This is a genomic window from Bacteroides sp. AM37-9, from assembly GCF_003603455.1.
GTDB lineage: Bacteria > Bacteroidota > Bacteroidia > Bacteroidales > Bacteroidaceae > Bacteroides > Bacteroides xylanisolvens.
In genome coordinates this window covers 66,497-85,764 of record NZ_QTNF01000006.1, presented here as the reverse complement: position 1 = coordinate 85,764, position 19,268 = coordinate 66,497, and the positions used below count along the sequence as shown (strand labels likewise).

Annotated in this window: 13 protein-coding genes; 9 read left to right on the top strand and 4 right to left on the bottom strand. The window is 41.2% G+C overall.

Translation table 11 applies throughout. From position 1 onward, the window contains the following. The first annotated feature begins 132 nt into the window (after positions 1-132). On the top strand, positions 133-807 hold the full coding sequence (locus DW862_RS06165) for a MarC family protein (RefSeq protein ID WP_008775623.1): 675 nt from the start codon (positions 133-135) through the stop codon (positions 805-807). Positions 808-878: 71 nt separating this feature from the next. Here the strand turns inward: DW862_RS06165 and DW862_RS06160 are convergent, their stop codons facing one another. The 3 genes from DW862_RS06160 to bla form a co-directional block, all read right to left on the bottom strand. Continuing rightward, positions 879-1,403, bottom strand: a complete 525-nt coding sequence (locus DW862_RS06160) for a hypothetical protein (RefSeq protein WP_117811050.1) — start codon at positions 1,401-1,403, stop codon at positions 879-881. A 74-nt stretch (positions 1,404-1,477) separates the two neighbouring features. Then, on the bottom strand, positions 1,478-2,947 hold the full coding sequence (locus tag DW862_RS06155) for a GNAT family N-acetyltransferase (protein ID WP_120067488.1): 1,470 nt from the start codon (positions 2,945-2,947) through the stop codon (positions 1,478-1,480). Positions 2,948-3,023: 76 nt separating this feature from the next. Continuing rightward, positions 3,024-3,905 carry a class A beta-lactamase, subclass A2 gene (bla, locus tag DW862_RS06150; RefSeq protein WP_120067487.1) on the bottom strand — a complete coding sequence of 294 codons (882 nt, stop codon included), beginning with the start codon at positions 3,903-3,905 and terminating at the stop codon, positions 3,024-3,026. 169 nt (positions 3,906-4,074) lie between these two features. Between bla and DW862_RS06145 the strand changes: the two genes are divergently transcribed. The 6 genes from DW862_RS06145 to DW862_RS06120 all read left to right on the top strand — a co-directional run bounded on the left by DW862_RS06145 (position 4,075) and on the right by DW862_RS06120 (position 14,321). Further along, complete coding sequence (locus DW862_RS06145) at positions 4,075-5,304, top strand: YecA family protein (protein WP_120067486.1); 1,230 nt, start codon at positions 4,075-4,077, stop codon at positions 5,302-5,304. Between the two features lie 69 nt (positions 5,305-5,373). Further along, complete coding sequence (locus DW862_RS06140) at positions 5,374-6,570, top strand: hypothetical protein (RefSeq protein ID WP_004320669.1); 1,197 nt, start codon at positions 5,374-5,376, stop codon at positions 6,568-6,570. Positions 6,571-6,599: 29 nt separating this feature from the next. Next, entirely contained in the window at positions 6,600-7,151 is a 552-nt protein-coding gene (locus tag DW862_RS06135; protein WP_004308256.1) for a hypothetical protein, read from the top strand. Next, a complete protein-coding gene (locus DW862_RS06130; RefSeq protein ID WP_120067485.1) occupies positions 7,135-10,803 on the top strand; it encodes an ATP-binding protein in 3,669 nt (1,222 codons plus the stop codon). Before DW862_RS06135 ends, DW862_RS06130 begins: the two co-directional genes overlap by 17 nt. Further along, the gene (locus DW862_RS06125) at positions 10,800-11,660 is read left to right on the top strand and encodes a hypothetical protein (RefSeq protein WP_008021139.1); all 861 of its coding nucleotides are present in this window, start codon (positions 10,800-10,802) and stop codon (positions 11,658-11,660) included. Before DW862_RS06130 ends, DW862_RS06125 begins: the two co-directional genes overlap by 4 nt. 570 nt (positions 11,661-12,230) lie before the next feature. Next, positions 12,231-14,321, top strand: coding sequence for a BT4734/BF3469 family protein (locus DW862_RS06120; RefSeq protein ID WP_120067525.1), 2,091 nt, complete (start codon positions 12,231-12,233; stop codon positions 14,319-14,321). Between the two features lie 100 nt (positions 14,322-14,421). On the opposite strand, the gene DW862_RS06115 is transcribed toward DW862_RS06120, so the two are convergent. Then, positions 14,422-14,856, bottom strand: coding sequence for a DUF6078 family protein (locus tag DW862_RS06115; protein WP_120067484.1), 435 nt, complete (start codon positions 14,854-14,856; stop codon positions 14,422-14,424). Between the two features lie 410 nt (positions 14,857-15,266). Here DW862_RS06115 and DW862_RS06110 point away from each other — a divergent pair, with 410 nt between their 5' ends. Then, positions 15,267-15,956 (top strand): M48 family metallopeptidase, encoded by a 690-nt coding sequence (locus DW862_RS06110; RefSeq protein WP_231106064.1) that lies wholly within the window; start codon positions 15,267-15,269, stop codon positions 15,954-15,956. A 12-nt stretch (positions 15,957-15,968) separates the two neighbouring features. After that, on the top strand, positions 15,969-19,259 hold the full coding sequence (locus DW862_RS06105; protein ID WP_120067483.1) for a type I restriction endonuclease subunit R: 3,291 nt from the start codon (positions 15,969-15,971) through the stop codon (positions 19,257-19,259). Positions 19,260-19,268: the final 9 nt, after the last annotated feature.

The following is a 19,268-nucleotide window of genomic DNA, read 5'->3' as shown; positions in this document are numbered from 1 at the left end:
ATTATAAGCTGCTTTTCCAGGGAATCCAACGGATGCGAATTCATTCCGCAAAAACATATTCTCAAAACAATAACGTTCCATTTATGTTTTAATAAGTATCAGATATTAATAAAGTATCAAAAAACAGGAATTATGTCATTAAGTAATCTTCTCATTATATTTTCGTCATCGTTTATGGCGCTTTTTCCGGTGATAAATCCTCTGGGAAACGGTTTTGTTGTCAATGGATTTTTTACAGATCTCGATCCTCAACAGCGGAAAGCGGCTATTCAGAAACTGACGTTCAATTTTATAATGATTGGTGTCGGGACGTTGGTGATAGGGCATCTGTTTCTATTGATTTTCGGTTTGGCTATTCCCGTTATTCAGTTGGGAGGCGGAATACTGATCTGTAAGACGGCAATGGAGTTGTTGGGCGATTCGGGTTCTTCTGATAAAGGAGAGGCCAGTCAGAATGTGGATGGTTTCAGATGGAAGAATATCGAACAGAAGATTTTTTATCCCATCACGTTCCCTATCAGCATCGGACCGGGTAGCATATCGGTCATCTTTACTTTGATGGCGTCCGCCAGTGTCAAAGGCAAACTATTGCAAACCGGAATTAATTATTTGGTCATTGCGCTTGTCATTATTTGTATGGCGGCCATCTTCTATGTATTTCTTTCGCAAGGACAGAGGTTTATTCAGAAATTGGGACCTGTGGGAAATCAAATCATTAATAAGCTCGTAGCCTTTTTTACTTTCTGCATCGGTATTCAGATTTCAGTGACGGGTATATCTCAAATATTCCATCTGAATATACTCTGATTGATAGGTATATTCTTATTTGACAGCTAAATACGTATTTGTACTTATTGAAATGAAAGTGATAAAAACAATCAATTTTTCTTTGCTTTCATAGCCTTTAGGGTGTTTCTTCGTACAGAGCGGATGGCAGGAACCAGTAAGTCCGGTTCCATGATTTCCAGCATGGTACGTAATTCCTGTTGCAGTTCCGGGATGGAGCGCGTCAGTTGATAAGCCAGTTTCATGCAGAGAGATTGCACACCGGCTGGTTCTTCACGGGATATCATGTGTTCCATGCAGAAATCGAGGAAATCCACTCGTGGCGGGTCGGCGGCAGGTTGCTGGCATATCAGGTTCAGGATCATTCTCCGCTTTCCCGAATGTGGACAGGTCATGGCGGCATCAATCAACTCGTCCTGTCGTTGGCTTAACCATTCTACATCTGCTTTGGAGAAATGGGTACATACCCACAATGCCTGATAGGAAACAATGTGGTCTTCGTCGAATATCAGTTGGTAGATTTCTTCTCTAAAACGCTTGTCGTCTTGTATGAAATGAAGTACTTCTCTGATATCTTCAATGTGTACACGTTCGGATAATCTGGCACGTAGGTTCATGTTTCTTTTCTTTTATCATTAAGTTAGCTCAACAATTGATTGGGGGCACTTACTCAACTGATGTTTGTTTGAGATTAATTTCTGTTACCGGGATTGGCTTCCGGCAGTTGTAAATGAAGAATGGGGAAAGGTTTACCCATGCTGTCCGTTTCATCTCTGCCAATGATCTGGAATCCCAGATGGAGATAGAATTGGAGTACCTTTTCATTCTGTTCGTTGACATCTACTTTATCCATCTGTTTTTTGTCTCTTGCGTATTCTATTAATCGTTTGCCGTATCCTTTTCCCTGCTCGTCAGGATGTACAAACAACATTTCGATCAGTTCGTCGCTTAGTCCCATGAAAGCGGCAATCTTTCCGTTGGCATTGCGGATAACAAAAAGTTCAACGACTGGTAGATAATGTTCCCGCATCAGTGGTTTGTAAAACTGGATATCTTCTTCCGTCAGAAAATCATGCGTGTGACGGACGGACGTTTCCCATACATGGAGGATTTCTTCATAATCTTCCGGAGTAGGTTGGGAGATGCCGGGGAGATAATAACACTGGTGGTCGTAGATATTTCCGTTGTAAGTCAGTTCTGCCTGATGGAGGGTTCCTTCATAGATGAAACCGTTCTTTTTCAGTACTTTCTGTGAACGTTTATTATGTGGATAACAAGTGGCAGTGATGAGGCTTAGTTTCAATTTTTCAAAACCATATTTGAGAACGCCTTGCACTGATTCAGTCATATATCCTTTGCCCCAATAAGTCTCGTCGAGCCAATAACCCAACATTCTCACTTGTGGGTTTTCCCGTTTGGGATCGGGGATGATTCCTACGGAACCGATCAGTTGTTGCGTTTCTTTTAGTATCATTGCCCATATACCCTCCTGATTAATAAATGTGGAATGGAGTATACGGCGGGACTCTTCCAATGTCCGGTGGGGCGGCCATCCGGCATTGTTCCCCAAATTCGGGTTTTGGCAACAGGCGAAAAATGCTTCTGCGTCTTCTTCTTCAAAAGGGCGGAGAAGCAAGCGTTCTGTATCGAGCGTTACGGAATGAATACTTTCTGTTTCGGTGTTTGGGCTAGCTTCAGCTTCCGGTCCAACTTCTGTTTCAGCTCCGATTGCTGTTTCTGTTTTTCCTTCCCCTTTTCCTTCTCCTCCTGTTATTTCCTGATATACACATTCAATCCGATTTCCATCAGGATCGAGCACAACACTTTCAAAGTATCCGTCTCCCGAAGTACGCGGTTCACCGGCGATGGTATATCCTTCCGAACGCATCTGTTCGGTGAAACGTAATACTTCTTCCTGGCTGGGAAAGGTGAAAGCAAAGTGTGTCAGTCCGACCCTGTTTTCTTCAATGGGTGTGTTTTGTACGTCTGTACGACTCATGAGTTCCAAGTCAGTTCCCTCTCCGAAAGAAACAAAGTATGACTCAAATCCTTTCTTGGGATTAATGTATTTCTCATTGCTTTTTCCTCCGAAGAAACGGACATAAAATTCTTTTAATTCTTCCAGCCGGAAGGTCCAAATGGCAATATGATGCAGTTTCATATAAATGTTTTTTTATTCCTATTACTTTTTACTTTGTTTCAATTCTGATTCGCACCGAACGTGTTTTGTGTCGCTCTTAATGCTGTATTACGTATTCGTAAACGATGCGGGAAATATCGGCGATAGTCTTACTGTTCGCCTGACTGTTTTCTTCAGAATCCTTCACGAAGACAGCTATGCTATAAGTACGTCCATCGGGTAAAAGAACGAAACCGATGTCATTACAACCAATCTGTTGTCCTTTCGCATTACGGTCTCCCGTTCCGGTTTTATGACCTACGGTTACTTTTTTATCAAGCAACGGAGCAACCAAACGGTCTTGCCCGGTTTGACATTCCACCATTGTCTGATATATAAAGTCTTTGTACACTTTTGCAAACAAAGGTTTCTTGCAGAATATCTCCAATAATTCGGCAGCAGCTAACGGAGTGGTCCAGTTTTGATAACACAGATTCAAGTCTTCGTGCATCGCCGTTTCTGTTCCAACGATGGCGCATTCCCGAACTCCTAATGAATGGATATACCTATTCACAGCTTCCGGACCACCTTGATAGTTGAAAAGAATATCGCAAGCATTGTTATCGCTCTGCTGAAGTGTGTATTTTAACAGGTCGGCAATACTCATTTCAATTCCCCCTTGTGGATATTTATCTCGCAGCGGACTGTAAGTATCTGGCTTTAATTCTGATTTTTTGATTGGCAACCGAGTGTCCAGTGATTGTTTTTTCTTTCCCATATAATCGGCCAATGCCAACGCCTGATGAAACTTGAATACGCTCATCAACGGGTAGTGAATGTCATTATTGACAGTTACCGTATCTTTTCCGTTAATAATAACGGCAATCCCTATTTCAGCTTTCTTATCTTTGATTGCCTGTTTCAACTGTGTTTCAAGTTTGCTTTGTTGGGCAAGCAGGAGGGTGGGTACTAAACAAAGAAGCACTATGAATGAACGCATAATCAATTTCCTCTTTTAACGGGTTACTAATTCTCTATTGAAATCACATTCTCTATTGAAGTCACAAAGGTATAAATAGTAATTGCCTTTGCAAATTCTCATCCCAAAATAGTGATGTCGGATAAGAAATTCCTACTTTTGTGAATTAATCAATAAGTGAATAGATATTATGTTAAAATGTCAGTCGGAATTGTTTCAGCCGTCATTGAAATTGGTGGATGGCTTGAAGATGAATACAAAAGAGGAATTAAAGAGGATGGCGAAAATTTTGCTTTTACCTGTTCCTACCAAGTTGCACAAGGATGAGTATGTAACTTATTTTGCAGAAGCTGTTTTGACCTGTCCTGAAATGTGGCTTTCCCGGTTGACGCATTATGAACTGGCATTACTTGATAAGTTAGTGAAAGCGGGATCTGGTAGTTACGTAGAATGTACAAATTCTTTTTTGGTGACTACTTTGGAAACTCTTTCTTTCATAGCAACGGACTGTAGTCACATGGATGAGAGTAAAGTCCGTTATATGATCTGCGATGAATTGCGTGAGGCAGTAGCTCCTTATCTGAATAAACTGTTGACTTCCCAAAAGCAATCTGTTCGTTTTATGATAGAACAGTATGCCTGTGGAATCGTAAATTTATATGGTTTTCTCTCTTATTCGGACTTATTGTATATACTGGTAGGCTATTTGCAGCATTCAGTGACAAAAGAAGAAATAGCTGACAGTTTGGCTAATTCGGCATTGATACAGCGACTAACCTTTGAAGTGGAAGATGGTTATAATACAAACCTTTACATAGAGTCTCCTTTTTTGGATGATTTTGAATCTTTGGAGGAGCAATTGTATCTGCGCCGTGATATACCGGACAGGAAGAAGTTTTCTAAAGAGGAAGCCTTTTCAGCGGGCATGATGCCATTGAGTATCATTCCTAATCCATGTTGGGATGAATTGAAGGAGTATATGATGAAGAAACTGCGATATACGGAAGAAAAGGCGGATAGTAGTTTGGCATATTTGTGGTTTACTGCTCAAACGGAAGAAAATTCAATGTCTATTATTACTTCAATGATTAGCCACAAACTTTCTTCCATGCAGGAACTGCAAGAGGCCGTTGAACTATTTATGGATTATGTGAATCATTGTCCCTGTTGGTTCTTGAAAGGCTATTCTTCAGAGGAGGCATTCGTTTTATTTCAAAAAGACAAATTTAGAAAGAATCCTCCCCGCATTGTTGCAGGTCCGAATATGAAGGCTGCCGGTATGGACATTACTCCAGAAATGCAGGCAAGGATAGACAATCTGTTTCGTGGCATGCCTTCCGAACACACGGTCGGAAGGAACGATCCTTGTCCCTGTGGAAGCGGGAAGAAGTATAAAAAGTGTTGTGGCAGAAATAATTAAGAAAAGGACGATTGCGGAAGAATATCCTGCAATGAGACATATTATGAATTTGGAAGAATAGTGAATTAGATGAGTACTTTTCGTTCCATAGAAGAACTGGTCAAGAGTCTCGACAGGGAGAAAGAACTCTTGAAAGAAATGTTTGCTAAACGGAAATCTCTTTCGTTCCGCTACGATTATGCGCTTGAAATGACAGAGTACAAAGAAGAGCGTATCCGCTATCTGATAGACTATGGAGTCATCCGGGACACTGGCGACTTCCTTGAAATGGAGGATATTTATCTGAAATTCTTTGAAGATGTGCTCGAAGTAAATGAAGAAATCAATGTATCTTTCGTGCAGGATTACCTGACACGACTGAATGAAAACATTGACTATTACTTGAAAGAGAATAACGAACAACGTAAATACAACTACCAGCGTGAAGTGAAACGCTGCCTGAAAAACATCGCTCTGACTACAGTCCGCAATGTGATGGATTTGAAAAGGAACATGGATAATACTTATAAGAACGAACCGAATTATAAGATAAAGAAAACCAAACTTGTCCGCCTTGATGAGAAACGGAACAATATTGCTCTGCTGATCCGTAAAAGTGAGGAATTGATAGACTACGGACAGCCTGTTTTTTTCCGGGTGGCGATGGACGTACAAATGCGGAATGTAGTAAGTGACGTGAAACTTCAGCTAAATGACTCGTACCATAACCTGATTGAAATCCAGAAACAAATCATCCATTATCTGAATCTGATAGATTATCAGAACCGTATCTTTGAGAAAGTAAAGAAGTTGAAGTACTTGAAAGATCAGTTTCTGTTGGAAGAACATACCAGTATCCGTTCGGTTGCAGCGCAAAAGAATCCCGTCTGGATGGAGCCGCAGGTTGGTTATCGCATCAAGCTTTCCATTGATAATCTACGGACTTCCGATGAGGCTTTTCAGATTTTGAAGAAACTTGTCGCGCGGCAGAGAAATTCTCCGAAAGGAATGAAACAACTGGCAGATGCCATTCCGGAAGGATATCTGGATGGGCAGTCGCAAATGATAGATACCGTAAACTTGCAGGAGGTGCATAATTCATTTATGGCATCCAGCACCCATCTGTTCTCTTTTGTGATGAACTATCGCTACCGGAAAGAGGTGACACGTGGAGAGAAATTAATCTTTTTCTGCCAACTGGCATCACAGTATGCCGACGAACTTCGCTTTACGGATACTTATGAAATCTCCGACGAAGTGGAATACCCTTTAATATATGCCAAATGACGTATGCTGAATACTAAACACAGATGACCATGAAATACACTGAAGAGATATTTAATATACTTAGCAAAGGGGGATTCATTTCTTCCAACAGTGTCTCTACCCAAGTAAAACGCTTGTATGATGCCATTGAGGAAGATTTACCCGATTATTATGATTATTACAAAGGTATCGGCTTCTATCTGGAAGGCGGTGACGGTTATTACTACTTTACCCGCAAGGAATCGAAAGTCGATTTGGAACGTAAACTGGAGGCGATTCAGAAGTGGATTGATTACCTGAGTTTCCTGAAAACCTATCATTCGGCATTCGGCCCGGGATTCCTGTTCCGTGCCGCTGATATTGAGATTCAGATAGGATGCGATATTGAACTGAAAGAAAAGGCAACCAAACTGTTTTCGGATAAGAAGAAATATGATGAGGTAGTCGGCAAACTGCTGAAAGAACTGGAGAGCATAGGACTGATAGAGAAAGAAAACGAACTCGACGGGACATATAAAGTTTTGTCGGCTTTCCATTATATGGAAGACTTGGTTGATTGTATCACAATTTCAGAGGAGGTGCAAGATGAGATACCTGAATAAGATTATTTTTCTGAACAGTGCCCATATTCCATACGCAGAAGTGAAGTTGGATGGGAACGTACATTTTATAGGTACGCAAGGTGTCGGTAAGAGTACGCTGCTCCGTGCCATCCTCTTCTTTTACAATGCTGACAAACTAAGACTGGGTATTCCGAAGGAGAAGAAAAGCTTCGATGCTTTTTACTTTCCATACGCCAATTCTTACATTATCCATGAAGTGATGCGGGAGAATGGGGCGTATTGTGTGGTAGCTGCCAAATCCCAGGGACGGGTGTTTTTCCGTTTTATTGATGCGCCATTCCAACAGGACTGGTTCATTGACGAACACAATGTGGTACATTCCGAGTGGGGACGCATCCGCGAACATATCGGTTCGAAGATTCAGATTACTGCACAAGTGACTAGTTATGAAATGTATCGGGACATTATTTTCGGTAATAACCGCAAGCATGAAATGATACCTTACCGCAAGTTTGCCATTGTGGAAAGTGCAAAATATCAGAATATTCCCCGTACGATACAGAACGTCTTTTTAAATTCCAAACTGGATGCTGACTTTATAAAAGATACCATTATCCGTTCGATGAGTGATGAGGATATTTCTGTCGATTTGGACTTCTATCGTAGCCAGATAAAGGAATTCGAGCAGGAATACAGGGACGTGATGCTTTGGTTTACAAAGAACAAGAATGGAGAAGTGCCTGTCCGGAAGATGGCGGAGAAAGTAATGAACGCCTATCGTGACTTGATTTATACTCAAAAGCAGATTGGTGAAGGGCGTGCGGAGCTTAACTTTGCGGAGAAACAGGCTTTGCATGAGATTCCGTTAGTGAAGGAAGAACAGGCTAAAGCGGAGACGGAACGTGAACGGTTGCTGCGGCTTATGGGTGAACTGCAACAAAAGTACACCAATGAGCGTGATGGCTTAATTAGGGATATAGGTATAATAAACGATTTGCTCAAAAAGATACGTGAGAAACGTCTGCATTACGAGCAGATGCGGATTGAAGAAATCATCAAACGGGTATCTTGCGAAGAATTACTGATTCAGGAACTTGAACAAGTCCGGAATATGAAATCGGAACTGACAAGGGCTTATGAGGATGTATTGAGCAAGTACCGATTGCTGTTTGAGAAACTGGAAGCTGATTTCCGTACTTTTGAGAATAGCCAGCAAGCACGGATAAATGCTCGGAATGCGGAGATTGCCGGCAAGCAGGAGGAATTGATGCAACAACTTCGTGTGGAAGAAGAGAAAGTAAGGGCAACGCAAGAAGAGAAAGTGCAGACTGTGGATAATCGTATCCGGCAGTTGCGCGATGAACAGGCACAGTGTAACCTGAAACTTCAAAAGGTGAAATACGAACATCCCCATCAAAAGGAAATGTCCGATTGTGAAGATGGGATTAACGAACTGCGCAAAAAGGACAAGGAACTGGAACTTGGCATCCGTCAGCAGCAAGGAGAAATAAAGCAGTTGAGACAGGAGTGTGAATGGAAAGTGAAAGAATTGAAATGGGAATTTCAGACAAAGATGGAGACCGTTCGTAAAGAACGGAGCGCGATTGAAGAACAGTTGCAAACATTGGATGCCTTGATTGAGAAACGAAAAGGTTCTTTGTGTGAATGGCTGGAGAAGAACAAACCGGATTGGCAGGAGACGATAGGCAAGGTGGCGGATGAGGAACTGGTGTTGTACAACAATGAACTGCAACCTCAATTAGTGAATAAGGAAGCTACTTTGTTCGGCGTTTCACTCAATCTGACAGCAATCGAGCGTTCTGTTCGCACTCCCGAGGAAATGAAGCAGGAGCGCGACAGGCAACAAGCAGCCCGGCAACTCTGTACCGACCGTCTCACCCGACTGACGGAAGAAGAGGGGGAAGCTGTTTCTTCTTTGGAGAAGAAGTATTCGAAGCAAATACATAGTATTTTGGAAGAACAACATCTGATGGAAGCCGAGCGAATGCAGATTCCTGCAAAATTGAAGAATTTGCAGGCTGATTACGCCTCATGGAAGACGAAGGAAGAGGAATGGAAAAGAGGATGTACCGAAGAATTGCAGGCGCAACTGAATGAAATCGGACATCGTCTTTATGTGGCGGAAGGAGAGAAGGAGAAGCATTTGGCGGAACGGGAAAAACTGTTGAAAGCCTGCCGGAAAGTGTATAATGACAGCAGGACGGAACTCCGCAAGGAACTGGAGGAGTTTGTTGCCGGCATTCAGCAAGAGATAGAGCGGATGAAACAGCAAACTGCGGAGCGGAAAAAGGAATTGAAGCAGGCGCAGGAGAATGAATTGAATGGAAAGGGTGCTGATACGGTCACTATCCGCAAGTATGATAACAGGCTTGCCGAAATAAATAAAGAATTAGATTATATAGGTAAATCCCGCCCGCAAGTTCTTTATTATGAAAGAGACAAGGAGGAACTGTTTGATAAAGAACCTGCTACGCGAAGCCGGAAGAAAGAACAGGATGCGAAGCTAGTTGCATTGGACGAACGTTTCGCTCTGAAAAAGGAGAAGTTGCAGGTTCAGAAAAAAGGGGCGGACGAGCACCTCGACCGGATTAACAAGGAATTACACTTATTGGAGGATGGATTGAATAAAGTGGATATGTTCCGGAAAGATGAAACTTTCTGTCCGCCTTCTGTGACAGAAATAGGAGAGAAGCCTACTCGGAAAAATTGCGATGTTATTGTGGAAGAGTTGAAGTCGCTCATCGTATCCACTATCAGAAAAACAGAAGAATTCAAGAAAGCGGTGACGCAGTTCAATGGAAACTTCTCGTCAAAAAACACGTTTCATTTCCGTACGGAACTGGTTGGAGAACAGGATTACTATGATTTCGCTTCCAATCTGTGCGAGTTTGTGGATAATGATAAGATTTCCGATTATCAGAAACATATCAGTGAACGGTATACGGATATAATCCGCCGGATTTCGCAGGAAGTGGGAGGACTGACCCGTAATGAAAGCGAGATACACAGAACAATAAAGGATATCAACGACGATTTTGTCAAGCGGAATTTTGCCGGAGTAATAAAGGAAATAGCTCTTCGCCCGCTTCAGAGCAGCGATAAACTGATGCAGTTATTGCTGGAGATTAAAAGGTTTAGCGATGAGAACCAATATAATATGGGAAAGGTTGATTTGTTCTCGCAGGATTCCCGTGAAGATGTCAATGCGGTGGCTGTCCGGCATTTGTTGTCGTTTATGAAATTCCTGCTCGACGAGCCGGGACGCAGGCGGTTGGCGCTTGCCGATACATTCAAACTGGAGTTCCGCGTGAAAGAGAATGATAATGACACGGGATGGGTGGAGAAGATTGCCAATGTAGGTTCTGACGGTACGGATATTCTGGTAAAAGCAATGGTCAATATCATGCTGATTAATGTGTTCAAAGAAAAGGCGTCACGTAAGTTTGGTGACTTTAAAATCCATTGTATGATGGATGAAATAGGCAAGTTACACCCCAACAATGTGAAAGGTATTTTGGACTTTGCCAATTGCCGGAATATTTTGTTGGTAAACAGTTCTCCCACTACTTACAATGTGGAAGACTATCGTTATACCTATTTATTGAGTAAAGACGGGCGGTCAAATACTCAGGTTGTCCCATTGTTAACCTATAATAAGATAGAAAAATGAGTGGCAGTTTATTTACATTGGCAATGGCGAGGCTGGTTATGAAAATGCTGGGCGGCGAGCTCATACCTTACACAAAGTTTGATGGACTGATAGCAAATAGATTAATGGATGAGGGAATCATCACTATTGTTCCCCGAGGGAGTAAGCGTAGTTTTCGTATGATTGACCCGGAAGGATGCCGTATCTACATCTCCCAGAATTATACTTCCGGCATGGAGCTGGAAGATTGGATTGAGATGAAGAACTGTCCGGATGAAGTGTCACGTTCGGAGCAAGTGGCGAAGGCGGGGGACTCTAAATTGAGATATACCCGTACGTTCAAAGGTTTTCTCCTCAATTGTTATACGCCTATAGAAGCTACTTTTCATGGCGAACCATGTGTTCTTTCTCCCTTGCAAGGTACTTCTATCTTCATGCAGGATTACGAATATTTCCGTATTCCTGAAGATGTTGTAGTAGTGGGTATAGAGAATGGAGAGAATTTCCAGCATATCCGTGCCCAAAAATACTTGTTTGAAGGAATGAAAGTTCTTTTCGTGTCCCGTTATCCGCAATCGAAGGATTTGTGTAACTGGCTAAAGATAATTCCCAATCGCTATATTCATTTCGGAGACATAGATTTGGCTGGCATTTCTATCTTTTTAAATGAATTCTATGTCAAATTGGGCAACCGTGCGGAATTTTTCATTCCTGCGGATGTGAAGAAACGCCTCAAGGACGGAAACCGGCAGCTTTATGATAATCAGTATTTGCGTTATAGGGCTATGTTGGTTTCTGACGAACGTTTAAGGCCATTGGTGGCAATGATTCATAAATATGGGAAAGCGTATGAACAAGAAGGATATATAAAGTATTAAATTAGTCATATCAGCATCTCTATGAAATAAAAAATAAAATATATCTGTCATCTGTCACGGATTATAATCTAACTTGCAGAGTATAAGTATTTAATAGTGTGACAGCACAGTGTGACAGCAGTGTGATGGCAATAATGCTGTCACCTAGAAAACAAAGACAAAATAAAGACGCTGCTCGAAAATAAATAGTATCAGCCATCAATGGATTAGTAGTTCAATTTATTATCCTCGTACTTATGAGTTGTGTCCTGCCTTGAAACCAACAGTTTCAAGGTGCGAAACTTTAGTTTCATACGCTTGAAACTATAGTTCCAATTGCTTGAAACCATTGGTTTCTCACCGATGAAACTACAGTTTCCCTTAGCTGGAACTGTAGTTTCAAGCAGGGAAAACTAATTTGCCCCGTAATTCGGCGGTGGCAATCCCGTTTCTTTCGGTTAAAGAAATGCTTGATATATCAATAATTTTCTGTATTAAAACTTGTTTTCTTTGCCGGTTTCGGATATTATGACTAATTTAGCAGTCTCAACGATCACAAAGACGCTGACAAAACAAATTATTATCAAATTAATGAAAATTACTCAATTTCGTAAGAACGAAGATGCGATAGCGCTTAGCGTAATGGATCTTGATATACTGGTAAATAAGATAAAGACAGAAATAAAATCCCGTCCTGTTTCTACATTCAGAGAGCATCTGCGATATATCCTTCCCGATGAACGGTGTATGTTTGCCAATAAACTTCCCCAAATAATTCCTGCCGCCGAATTTCGAAAAGTAAACGGTCAGATACAAATGAAAAACTACAACGGTATTGTAGAACTGACCATCGGTCCTTTATCCAATAAGTCGGAAATCGCTTTAGTGAAACAAAAAGCCTGTGAGCAACCACAAACCCGTTGTATTTTCATGGGTTCAAGTGGAAAAACGGTGAAGATATGGACTACCTTCACCCGACCGGACAACTCCCTTCCCAAAACACGGGAAGAAGCGGAACTATTCCACGCCCACGCCTATCGACTGGCTGTGAAATGTTATCAGCCCCAAATCCCGTTCGATATACTTCCCAAAGAACCGACTTTGGAACAATATTCGCGATTATCCCACGATCCGGACATCATATATCGTCCGAATTCAGTCCAATTTTATCTCTCTCAACCATCATCAATGCCCGAAGAAACCACTTTCCGTGAAGCGGTTCAGGCGGAGAAATCTCCATTGACCCGTGCCGTACCGGGATATGATGCGGAAAATGCCTTCCTGATGCTTTTCGAAGCCGCTTTTCGGAAAGCTTATGCCGATCTTCGGGAAGCGGGGCTCGGATTGAGCGAAGACACATGGCATCCTTTAGTTGTCCAACTGGCTAAAAACTGTTTTGCTTCGGGACTTCCGCAAGAAGAAGTCGTGAGACGTACTGTTTTCCACTTCTATATGTATAAACAAGAAGAGCTTATCCGGCAAATGATTGGCAATATATATACCGAGTGCAAAGGCTTCGGCAAGAATATCAGCCTAAGCAAAGAGCAGCAACTCGCCTTGCAGACTGAAGAATTTATGAAACGCCGCTATGAATTCCGCCATAACACCCAAATTGGTGAGGTAGAATATCGTGAAAGGCTTTCTTTCCGTTTCCGCTTCAATCCTCTCGACAAACGTGCGCTGAACAGCATTGCTTTGGATGCGCAAATGGAAGGTATCCCGTTGTGGGATAGGGATATTAGTCGTTATATTTACTCCAACCGCGTGCCTGTATTCAATCCGTTGGAAGATTTTCTCTACCGGCTTCCTGCTTGGGACGGTAAAGACCGTATTCGTGCATTGGCAGCCACCGTTCCTTGTAAGAATCCGTATTGGATGGATTTGTTCCACCGTTGGTTCCTCAATATGGTTTCTCATTGGAAAGGAAGCAATAAAAAGTATGCAAACAGTGTTTCGCCCTTACTTGTCGGACCGCAAGGGACACGTAAATCCACCTTTTGCCGGAGCATAATGCCCCCTTCCGAGCGTTCCTACTATACTGACAGCATTGATTTCTCCCGAAAGAAAGATGCCGAACTTTACCTCAATCGTTTTGCGTTAATCAATATCGATGAATTTGACCAGGTGAGTTCGACACAACAAGGCTTTCTGAAACATATTCTGCAAAAGCCTGTACTGAATGTGAAGAAACCTCATGGCAGTGCCGTGCTTGAAATGCGTCGGTACGCCTCATTCATAGCTACAAGTAACCAGAAAGACTTGTTGACCGACCCTTCCGGCAGTCGTCGTTTTATTTGTATCGAAGTGACCGGAGTGATTGACACCAACCGTCCGATAGACTATGAGCAGCTTTACGCACAAGCTATGTACGAATTGGAACATGGCGAACGTTACTGGTTCGACCAGGAGGAAGAAAAGATCATGGTGGAAAACAACCGTGAATTTGAACAAGTCCCGCCGGAAGAGCAACTTTTCTTCCGTTATTTCCGTGCCGCACAGCCTGAAGAAGGGGAGTGGTTGTCTCCAGCGGAGATTATGGAAGATATTCAAAAAGGCAGTTCAATCCCGATGTCTGTCAAGAGGGTTAATTCCTTCGGAAGAATACTGAAAAAGCAAGAAATACCTTCCAAACATACGCGTAGCGGTACACTCTATCATGTTGTAAGACTAATAACCAGGTGACGGCAAAAATGCCATCACCCTGCCGTCACCCCTTGCTGTCACAGTCTTATCGGCTAATTACTAAACAATTAACCCCTAAACCGTGACAGATGACAGCAACTTACCAAATATATTCTTCTGTGTAACGTTGGTAAGTTGGTTCTTCTTTTATCCCTTTATTACGGAATAGTTGTCTGATGTAGGCTTGGTCTTTAGGCATAAGCCCCCGTTCTCCGCGATAAAACCTATAATATCCTGTTTTCCCATAGTGTCCTACCAATTGTATTCTGATACTGACTGCATCCTCATAAGGGATTCTGTCAAGCAACCGTTTTAGTCCCCATGCCACATGAACTTTGACAGCAGTCTTGAAACATTCGCACTGATTCCCATCCGCAGGATAACGTGCCGGATTAATGATAGTGATATATAGGTTGTCGGCTGTATCAAGTTGTGTAGCTATGTGGCGCAGGCATTTGGGGGCTTGTGGACATTGAGCGTTGAAGCAACGGGCAAAATTGTAAGGGACAGACAGACTGTCGGGTTCTTCTTTCATCTTGTAGGGTTTATTTTATTTGTGAGATACTGTTGTAAATACGTTAATATACGGGAAAATATTCTTCACAAAAGTAGGGCTTTATTTTGGGAATGGGAAGTGTTTGGACAAATATTATTATGCACTGAGGGCTTTTTAAAGTCATAGCAACCTTAAATTATAACCATTAATTGGATATTTGGAAATAAAGTTGGATGTGTAACAGGGAATAAAGGAGTAGGAAGATAGATTTGTTTTGCTCAAAACAGTGAATATTTAGTGTTTTGTGTCAATTTCCGAGATAAAATTGTTAATTTTGCATGTATTAGAAATAACATCAATGGAGCCTTTTAATCCTATGTACCGGAGTTTTGGGTGAGGAAATTCAAAACTAATAATAATGATTGGAGTGCTTGTCTAATAATAAAACGATGATAGTAGTCAATGGCATAAATATAGAAGTTGAACGTAAAATGATTAAGCATATTCATCTTTCGGTTTATCCGCCGGATGGACGGATTCATATCAGTGCTCCTGCATCTGTTGGAGACGATCAACTTCGTTTGTTTGTTCTTTCCAAGTGGGTTTGGCTAATGGAAAAACAGGAAGAAGCCACACAGCATAATATTCAGCCTAAGAGAGAGTATGTAAGTGGGGAAGCGCACTATTATAAAGGGCAGTTGTTTCGGCTTAGAGTAGATATCTGTCAAAATGAGCAACAAAGAGTACTCATTGAGGGCGATTATCTTGTTGTAAAGTGTAAAAGACGTGAGAATGCTGAAACTCTTTTAACTGAGTGGTATCGGATTCGATTAAAAGAGATAATCCCACCTTTGCTGAGTAGATGGTGCAAAAGAATAGGGACGGAGATTCCGTTTTATGAAATATTACAAATGAACAAGCGTTGGGGAAGTTGTAACCCGAAAGCAAAACATATTGTATTCAATTTGGAGTTAGCGAAGAAACCTATTGAGTGCATTGAATATATTGTGGCGCATGAAGTAATTCACCTATTGGAACGCACGCACACAGATCGTTTTTTCCGTTTGTTGGATACTTATCTTCCAAAATGGGAGAAACTAAAAGATGAATTGAATGAATATCCTGTTAGTATTGAATAACAATTTACAATTATGGACAATTACACATCACCTAAAGAGCGCGAATACCAAAACGAAATAGTTAAGTTGTTTCGTGAAGAATTGCATTATAATTATTTAGGCAAATTGCAATATGGTAAGAATCGACAGGCAATGGATAATGGAGTTAAAAATTCGCCTGTTATTGAATCGGAACTTCGTAGTTTCCTTTCTCGTGAAGGAAGCAGTTATACTGATTTTCAAATAGAAGAAGCGATTCGCTTGGTTAAGGATGCGGCGAGACTTCCAGATAAGAAGGTCGGGATATTAGCTGATACTAATAATGCTTTCTATGAAATATTGATCAGCCATTTAGCTATACAGCCTGATAGTGAGAAACCGCACGAGAATGTTTATCTGTTTGATTTCGATAATCCATTAGCTAATAATTTTGCCATAGCTGAAGAAGTTAGCTTTATAGATCCGCTAACCGGCAGTCATAGTCGTCCGGATATTGTTTTATATGTTAATGGTATAGCATTAGGGGTAATTGAGCTGAAAAGGAGTACGGTCACTCTTGAAGAAGGTATAAAGCAAAATCTTAGCAATGAGATAGATTTAATTCCTTCATTTTTTACTACCGTTCAATTTACCATAGCAGCTAGTCATATGAATGGATTTAAATATGGTACAATTCTTACTCCACAAAAATTTTGGTGTAAATGGAAACGGGATGACCACAAAATAGGTGAGTCATTGACGGACAAGGAATCTTTTTCTGAGTTTTTTCGAAAAGAGGTGTTTTTTGATTTGTTCCGTTATGGCGTTATTAATGACGGTGGTACAAAGAAAGTTATGCGTCCTCACCAGTATCATGCATTACAGGCTGCTATTCCAAGATTGAAAGAGAAAGATAGTGGTGTAATCTGGCATAGTCAAGGTTCAGGAAAAAGTCTTACTATGGTTTGGCTTGCTAAATATATTCGTCGTACTTTTAGCGATCCGCGTGTATTGATTGTCACTGACCGTACTGAGCTTGATATGCAGATCAATAATACATTTCTGGGTGCAAGTGAGAGTATTCATCAGGCAAAAACATCCGATGATTTACTGGATACTTTGCAGAATGGAAGTGAGTGGTTGGTTTGCTCGCTTATTCATAAGTTTGGTCGTCACATCGATCCTGATACTGGTAAAGAGATTATAGGAGATGATGATGCTCCTATTCCATTGGAAAAGTATCTTCAAGAACTGCAAAACATTTTAAACTCCAGGTATCCCAATGGTTTTAAAGCTAAAGGGATGCATAAATTCGTTTTTGTTGATGAATGTCATCGTACACAAGGTGGACGTTTACATGAAGCGATGCGTGCTATTATGGGCGATGATGTAATGTTTATTGGTTTTACAGGTACTCCGTTACTTAGTGCAGACAAGAAGCGCGGTGGTTATAATCAGTATAAGAAAGAAAAGAATGTTTCTGAACGTCGTTTTGGCGTTTTTATCCATAAATATTTGCACAAAGAAGCGGTAGACGACCATGTTATTCTAGATCTTCAGTATGAAGCTAGAGATGTGGATCAAGTAGTTTCAAACAAACAGAAGTTAGATGCCAAACTTGATGAATTGTTACGGGGAGTAGCTGAAGAACATCAGCGAAGCATCAAAAATCGTTGGGCTACTTTAGAGAAGGTTTATTCGAGTGCAGAACGTATTGAGCGTATTGCTAATTCTATACTTGATGATATGAGTATTTATCCGCTTAATCAGGATTGGTGTAATGCTATTTTGGTAGCGGGAAGTATTTATTCTGCATACAAATATTATAAATATTTTCAGCAAACATCTGGGAATCACCTTCTCAGAGATAGATGTGCAGTGGTGACAAGCTACATTCCTACTGACAAAGATAAACGGAAAGTTGAAGATGGCGAACCGGAAACTCAGCAAGAGTCTCAGTTTAAAAATGAAATGGCTACCCAGTCTTATAAGGATGCGGGGGTGCAAAATGCTGAACAGTATGAGGCTTGGGCAAAGCGGTTATTCACCAAGCAACCTTCTCGAATGAAATTACTGATTGTTGTGGATAAACTGCTTACTGGATTTGATGCTCCGTCAGCAACCTATCTTTATATTGATAGGGATATGCGTGACCATAACTTATTTCAGGCCATTTGTTGCGTGAACCGTTTGGGTACAAATTTGAAGAGAGTGATTGATGATCCTGATTCGGAAACTATATTTACTCATAAAGATTTCGGGTTGATTGTTGATTTTAAGCATCTCTTTAATAACATCCAGAATGCTATTACCAATTTCAATGATGAAAAGGGAGGACTTGCGGGATATGATGCGGTTGATATTGAAGGATTGTTGGAGGATGCTATTTCAAGAAACAAGAAGCGTCTTGAAAATGCCGAAAGTGCTTATGATGCGATAAAAAGCGAATGGGAACGTTTGGGTATTCATACGGCTGAACAGGTGGTGGAGTACTTCCTGACAGACTATGAAAATAATCCTGCTAAAGAGCGGCGTTTGGCTTTTTATAAGATTACACAGGCTTTTGTTGTTGCTTACTCGAATATTTCAGATTATGTCTTACGTGCAGGATATACAGAGCAAGAAGCTGAATGCTTTCATAAAAAAGCAGGTGAGGCTTCTTCCCTTCATCTGCGAGTGAAACAGGCGGCTGAAGAAGATTTTGATGTTAAAATGCGCGATCCGCAAATGCGTAATTTGCTCGATCGGTTTATTCGTGCTGACGAGGCTGAGACCATTATACCTGCAACAGCAGATTTTTCATTTCTTGATTTGTTAACGGCTGACAGTAATACTGATGAAGCAGTAGCGGAAGCAGAGAGACAGGCGGGAAGTACAAGGGCAGCAGCCGAAAAGATTGCGGCTAAAGACCGTAGTGTAATCAATGATTGGAATAATAGAGACAGGGCGTTAAGTGAATCATTTGCACAGCGTCTTCAGGAAATTATTGACGAAATGAAACTGAATACAGTAGTAACTACTGAAATTGTCAGGAGACTCATTGAATTGCTGAAATCCATGCGGCAAGGGGCAAAAGCTCCTGAAGGATTAGAATCTGCTGTTGCTTCCGCATTATGGAATAACCGAAAAGAATGGACTTCATTGACGGATGAAGCTGAAATAATAGAATTAATCAAGAAAATAGATGAATTTTTCAAAACTAAAGTCTTTGCCGGGTGGAAAGATACTTCAAAGCCTGCTGGGTTTAAGTGTATAAAAGGGCTTGAAAAATTGATAGGAGATGCTGCCGATATAGAGCAGATTTTCATCATCCATCATATAGCGGCGAATAATATAAACAATTAAGATTAAAGA

What these genes read in the sequence shown, in the direction of transcription:
- bla (WP_120067487.1), bottom strand. Translation starts at nt 3,905, where the DNA reads ATGCGTTCATTCATAGTGCTTCTTTGTTTAGTACCCACCCTCCTGCTT.
- DW862_RS06120 (WP_120067525.1), top strand. Translation starts at nt 12,231, where the DNA reads ATGAAAATTACTCAATTTCGTAAGAACGAAGATGCGATAGCGCTTAGC.
- DW862_RS06145 (WP_120067486.1), top strand. Translation starts at nt 4,075, where the DNA reads ATGTTAAAATGTCAGTCGGAATTGTTTCAGCCGTCATTGAAATTGGTG.
- DW862_RS06155 (WP_120067488.1), bottom strand. Translation starts at nt 2,947, where the DNA reads ATGAAACTGCATCATATTGCCATTTGGACCTTCCGGCTGGAAGAATTA.
- DW862_RS06125 (WP_008021139.1), top strand. Translation starts at nt 10,800, where the DNA reads ATGAGTGGCAGTTTATTTACATTGGCAATGGCGAGGCTGGTTATGAAA.
- DW862_RS06135 (WP_004308256.1), top strand. Translation starts at nt 6,600, where the DNA reads ATGAAATACACTGAAGAGATATTTAATATACTTAGCAAAGGGGGATTC.
- DW862_RS06160 (WP_117811050.1), bottom strand. Translation starts at nt 1,403, where the DNA reads ATGAACCTACGTGCCAGATTATCCGAACGTGTACACATTGAAGATATC.
- DW862_RS06105 (WP_120067483.1), top strand. Translation starts at nt 15,969, where the DNA reads ATGGACAATTACACATCACCTAAAGAGCGCGAATACCAAAACGAAATA.
- DW862_RS06140 (WP_004320669.1), top strand. Translation starts at nt 5,374, where the DNA reads ATGAGTACTTTTCGTTCCATAGAAGAACTGGTCAAGAGTCTCGACAGG.
- DW862_RS06110 (WP_231106064.1), top strand. Translation starts at nt 15,267, where the DNA reads ATGATAGTAGTCAATGGCATAAATATAGAAGTTGAACGTAAAATGATT.
- DW862_RS06165 (WP_008775623.1), top strand. Translation starts at nt 133, where the DNA reads ATGTCATTAAGTAATCTTCTCATTATATTTTCGTCATCGTTTATGGCG.
- DW862_RS06130 (WP_120067485.1), top strand. Translation starts at nt 7,135, where the DNA reads ATGAGATACCTGAATAAGATTATTTTTCTGAACAGTGCCCATATTCCA.
- DW862_RS06115 (WP_120067484.1), bottom strand. Translation starts at nt 14,856, where the DNA reads ATGAAAGAAGAACCCGACAGTCTGTCTGTCCCTTACAATTTTGCCCGT.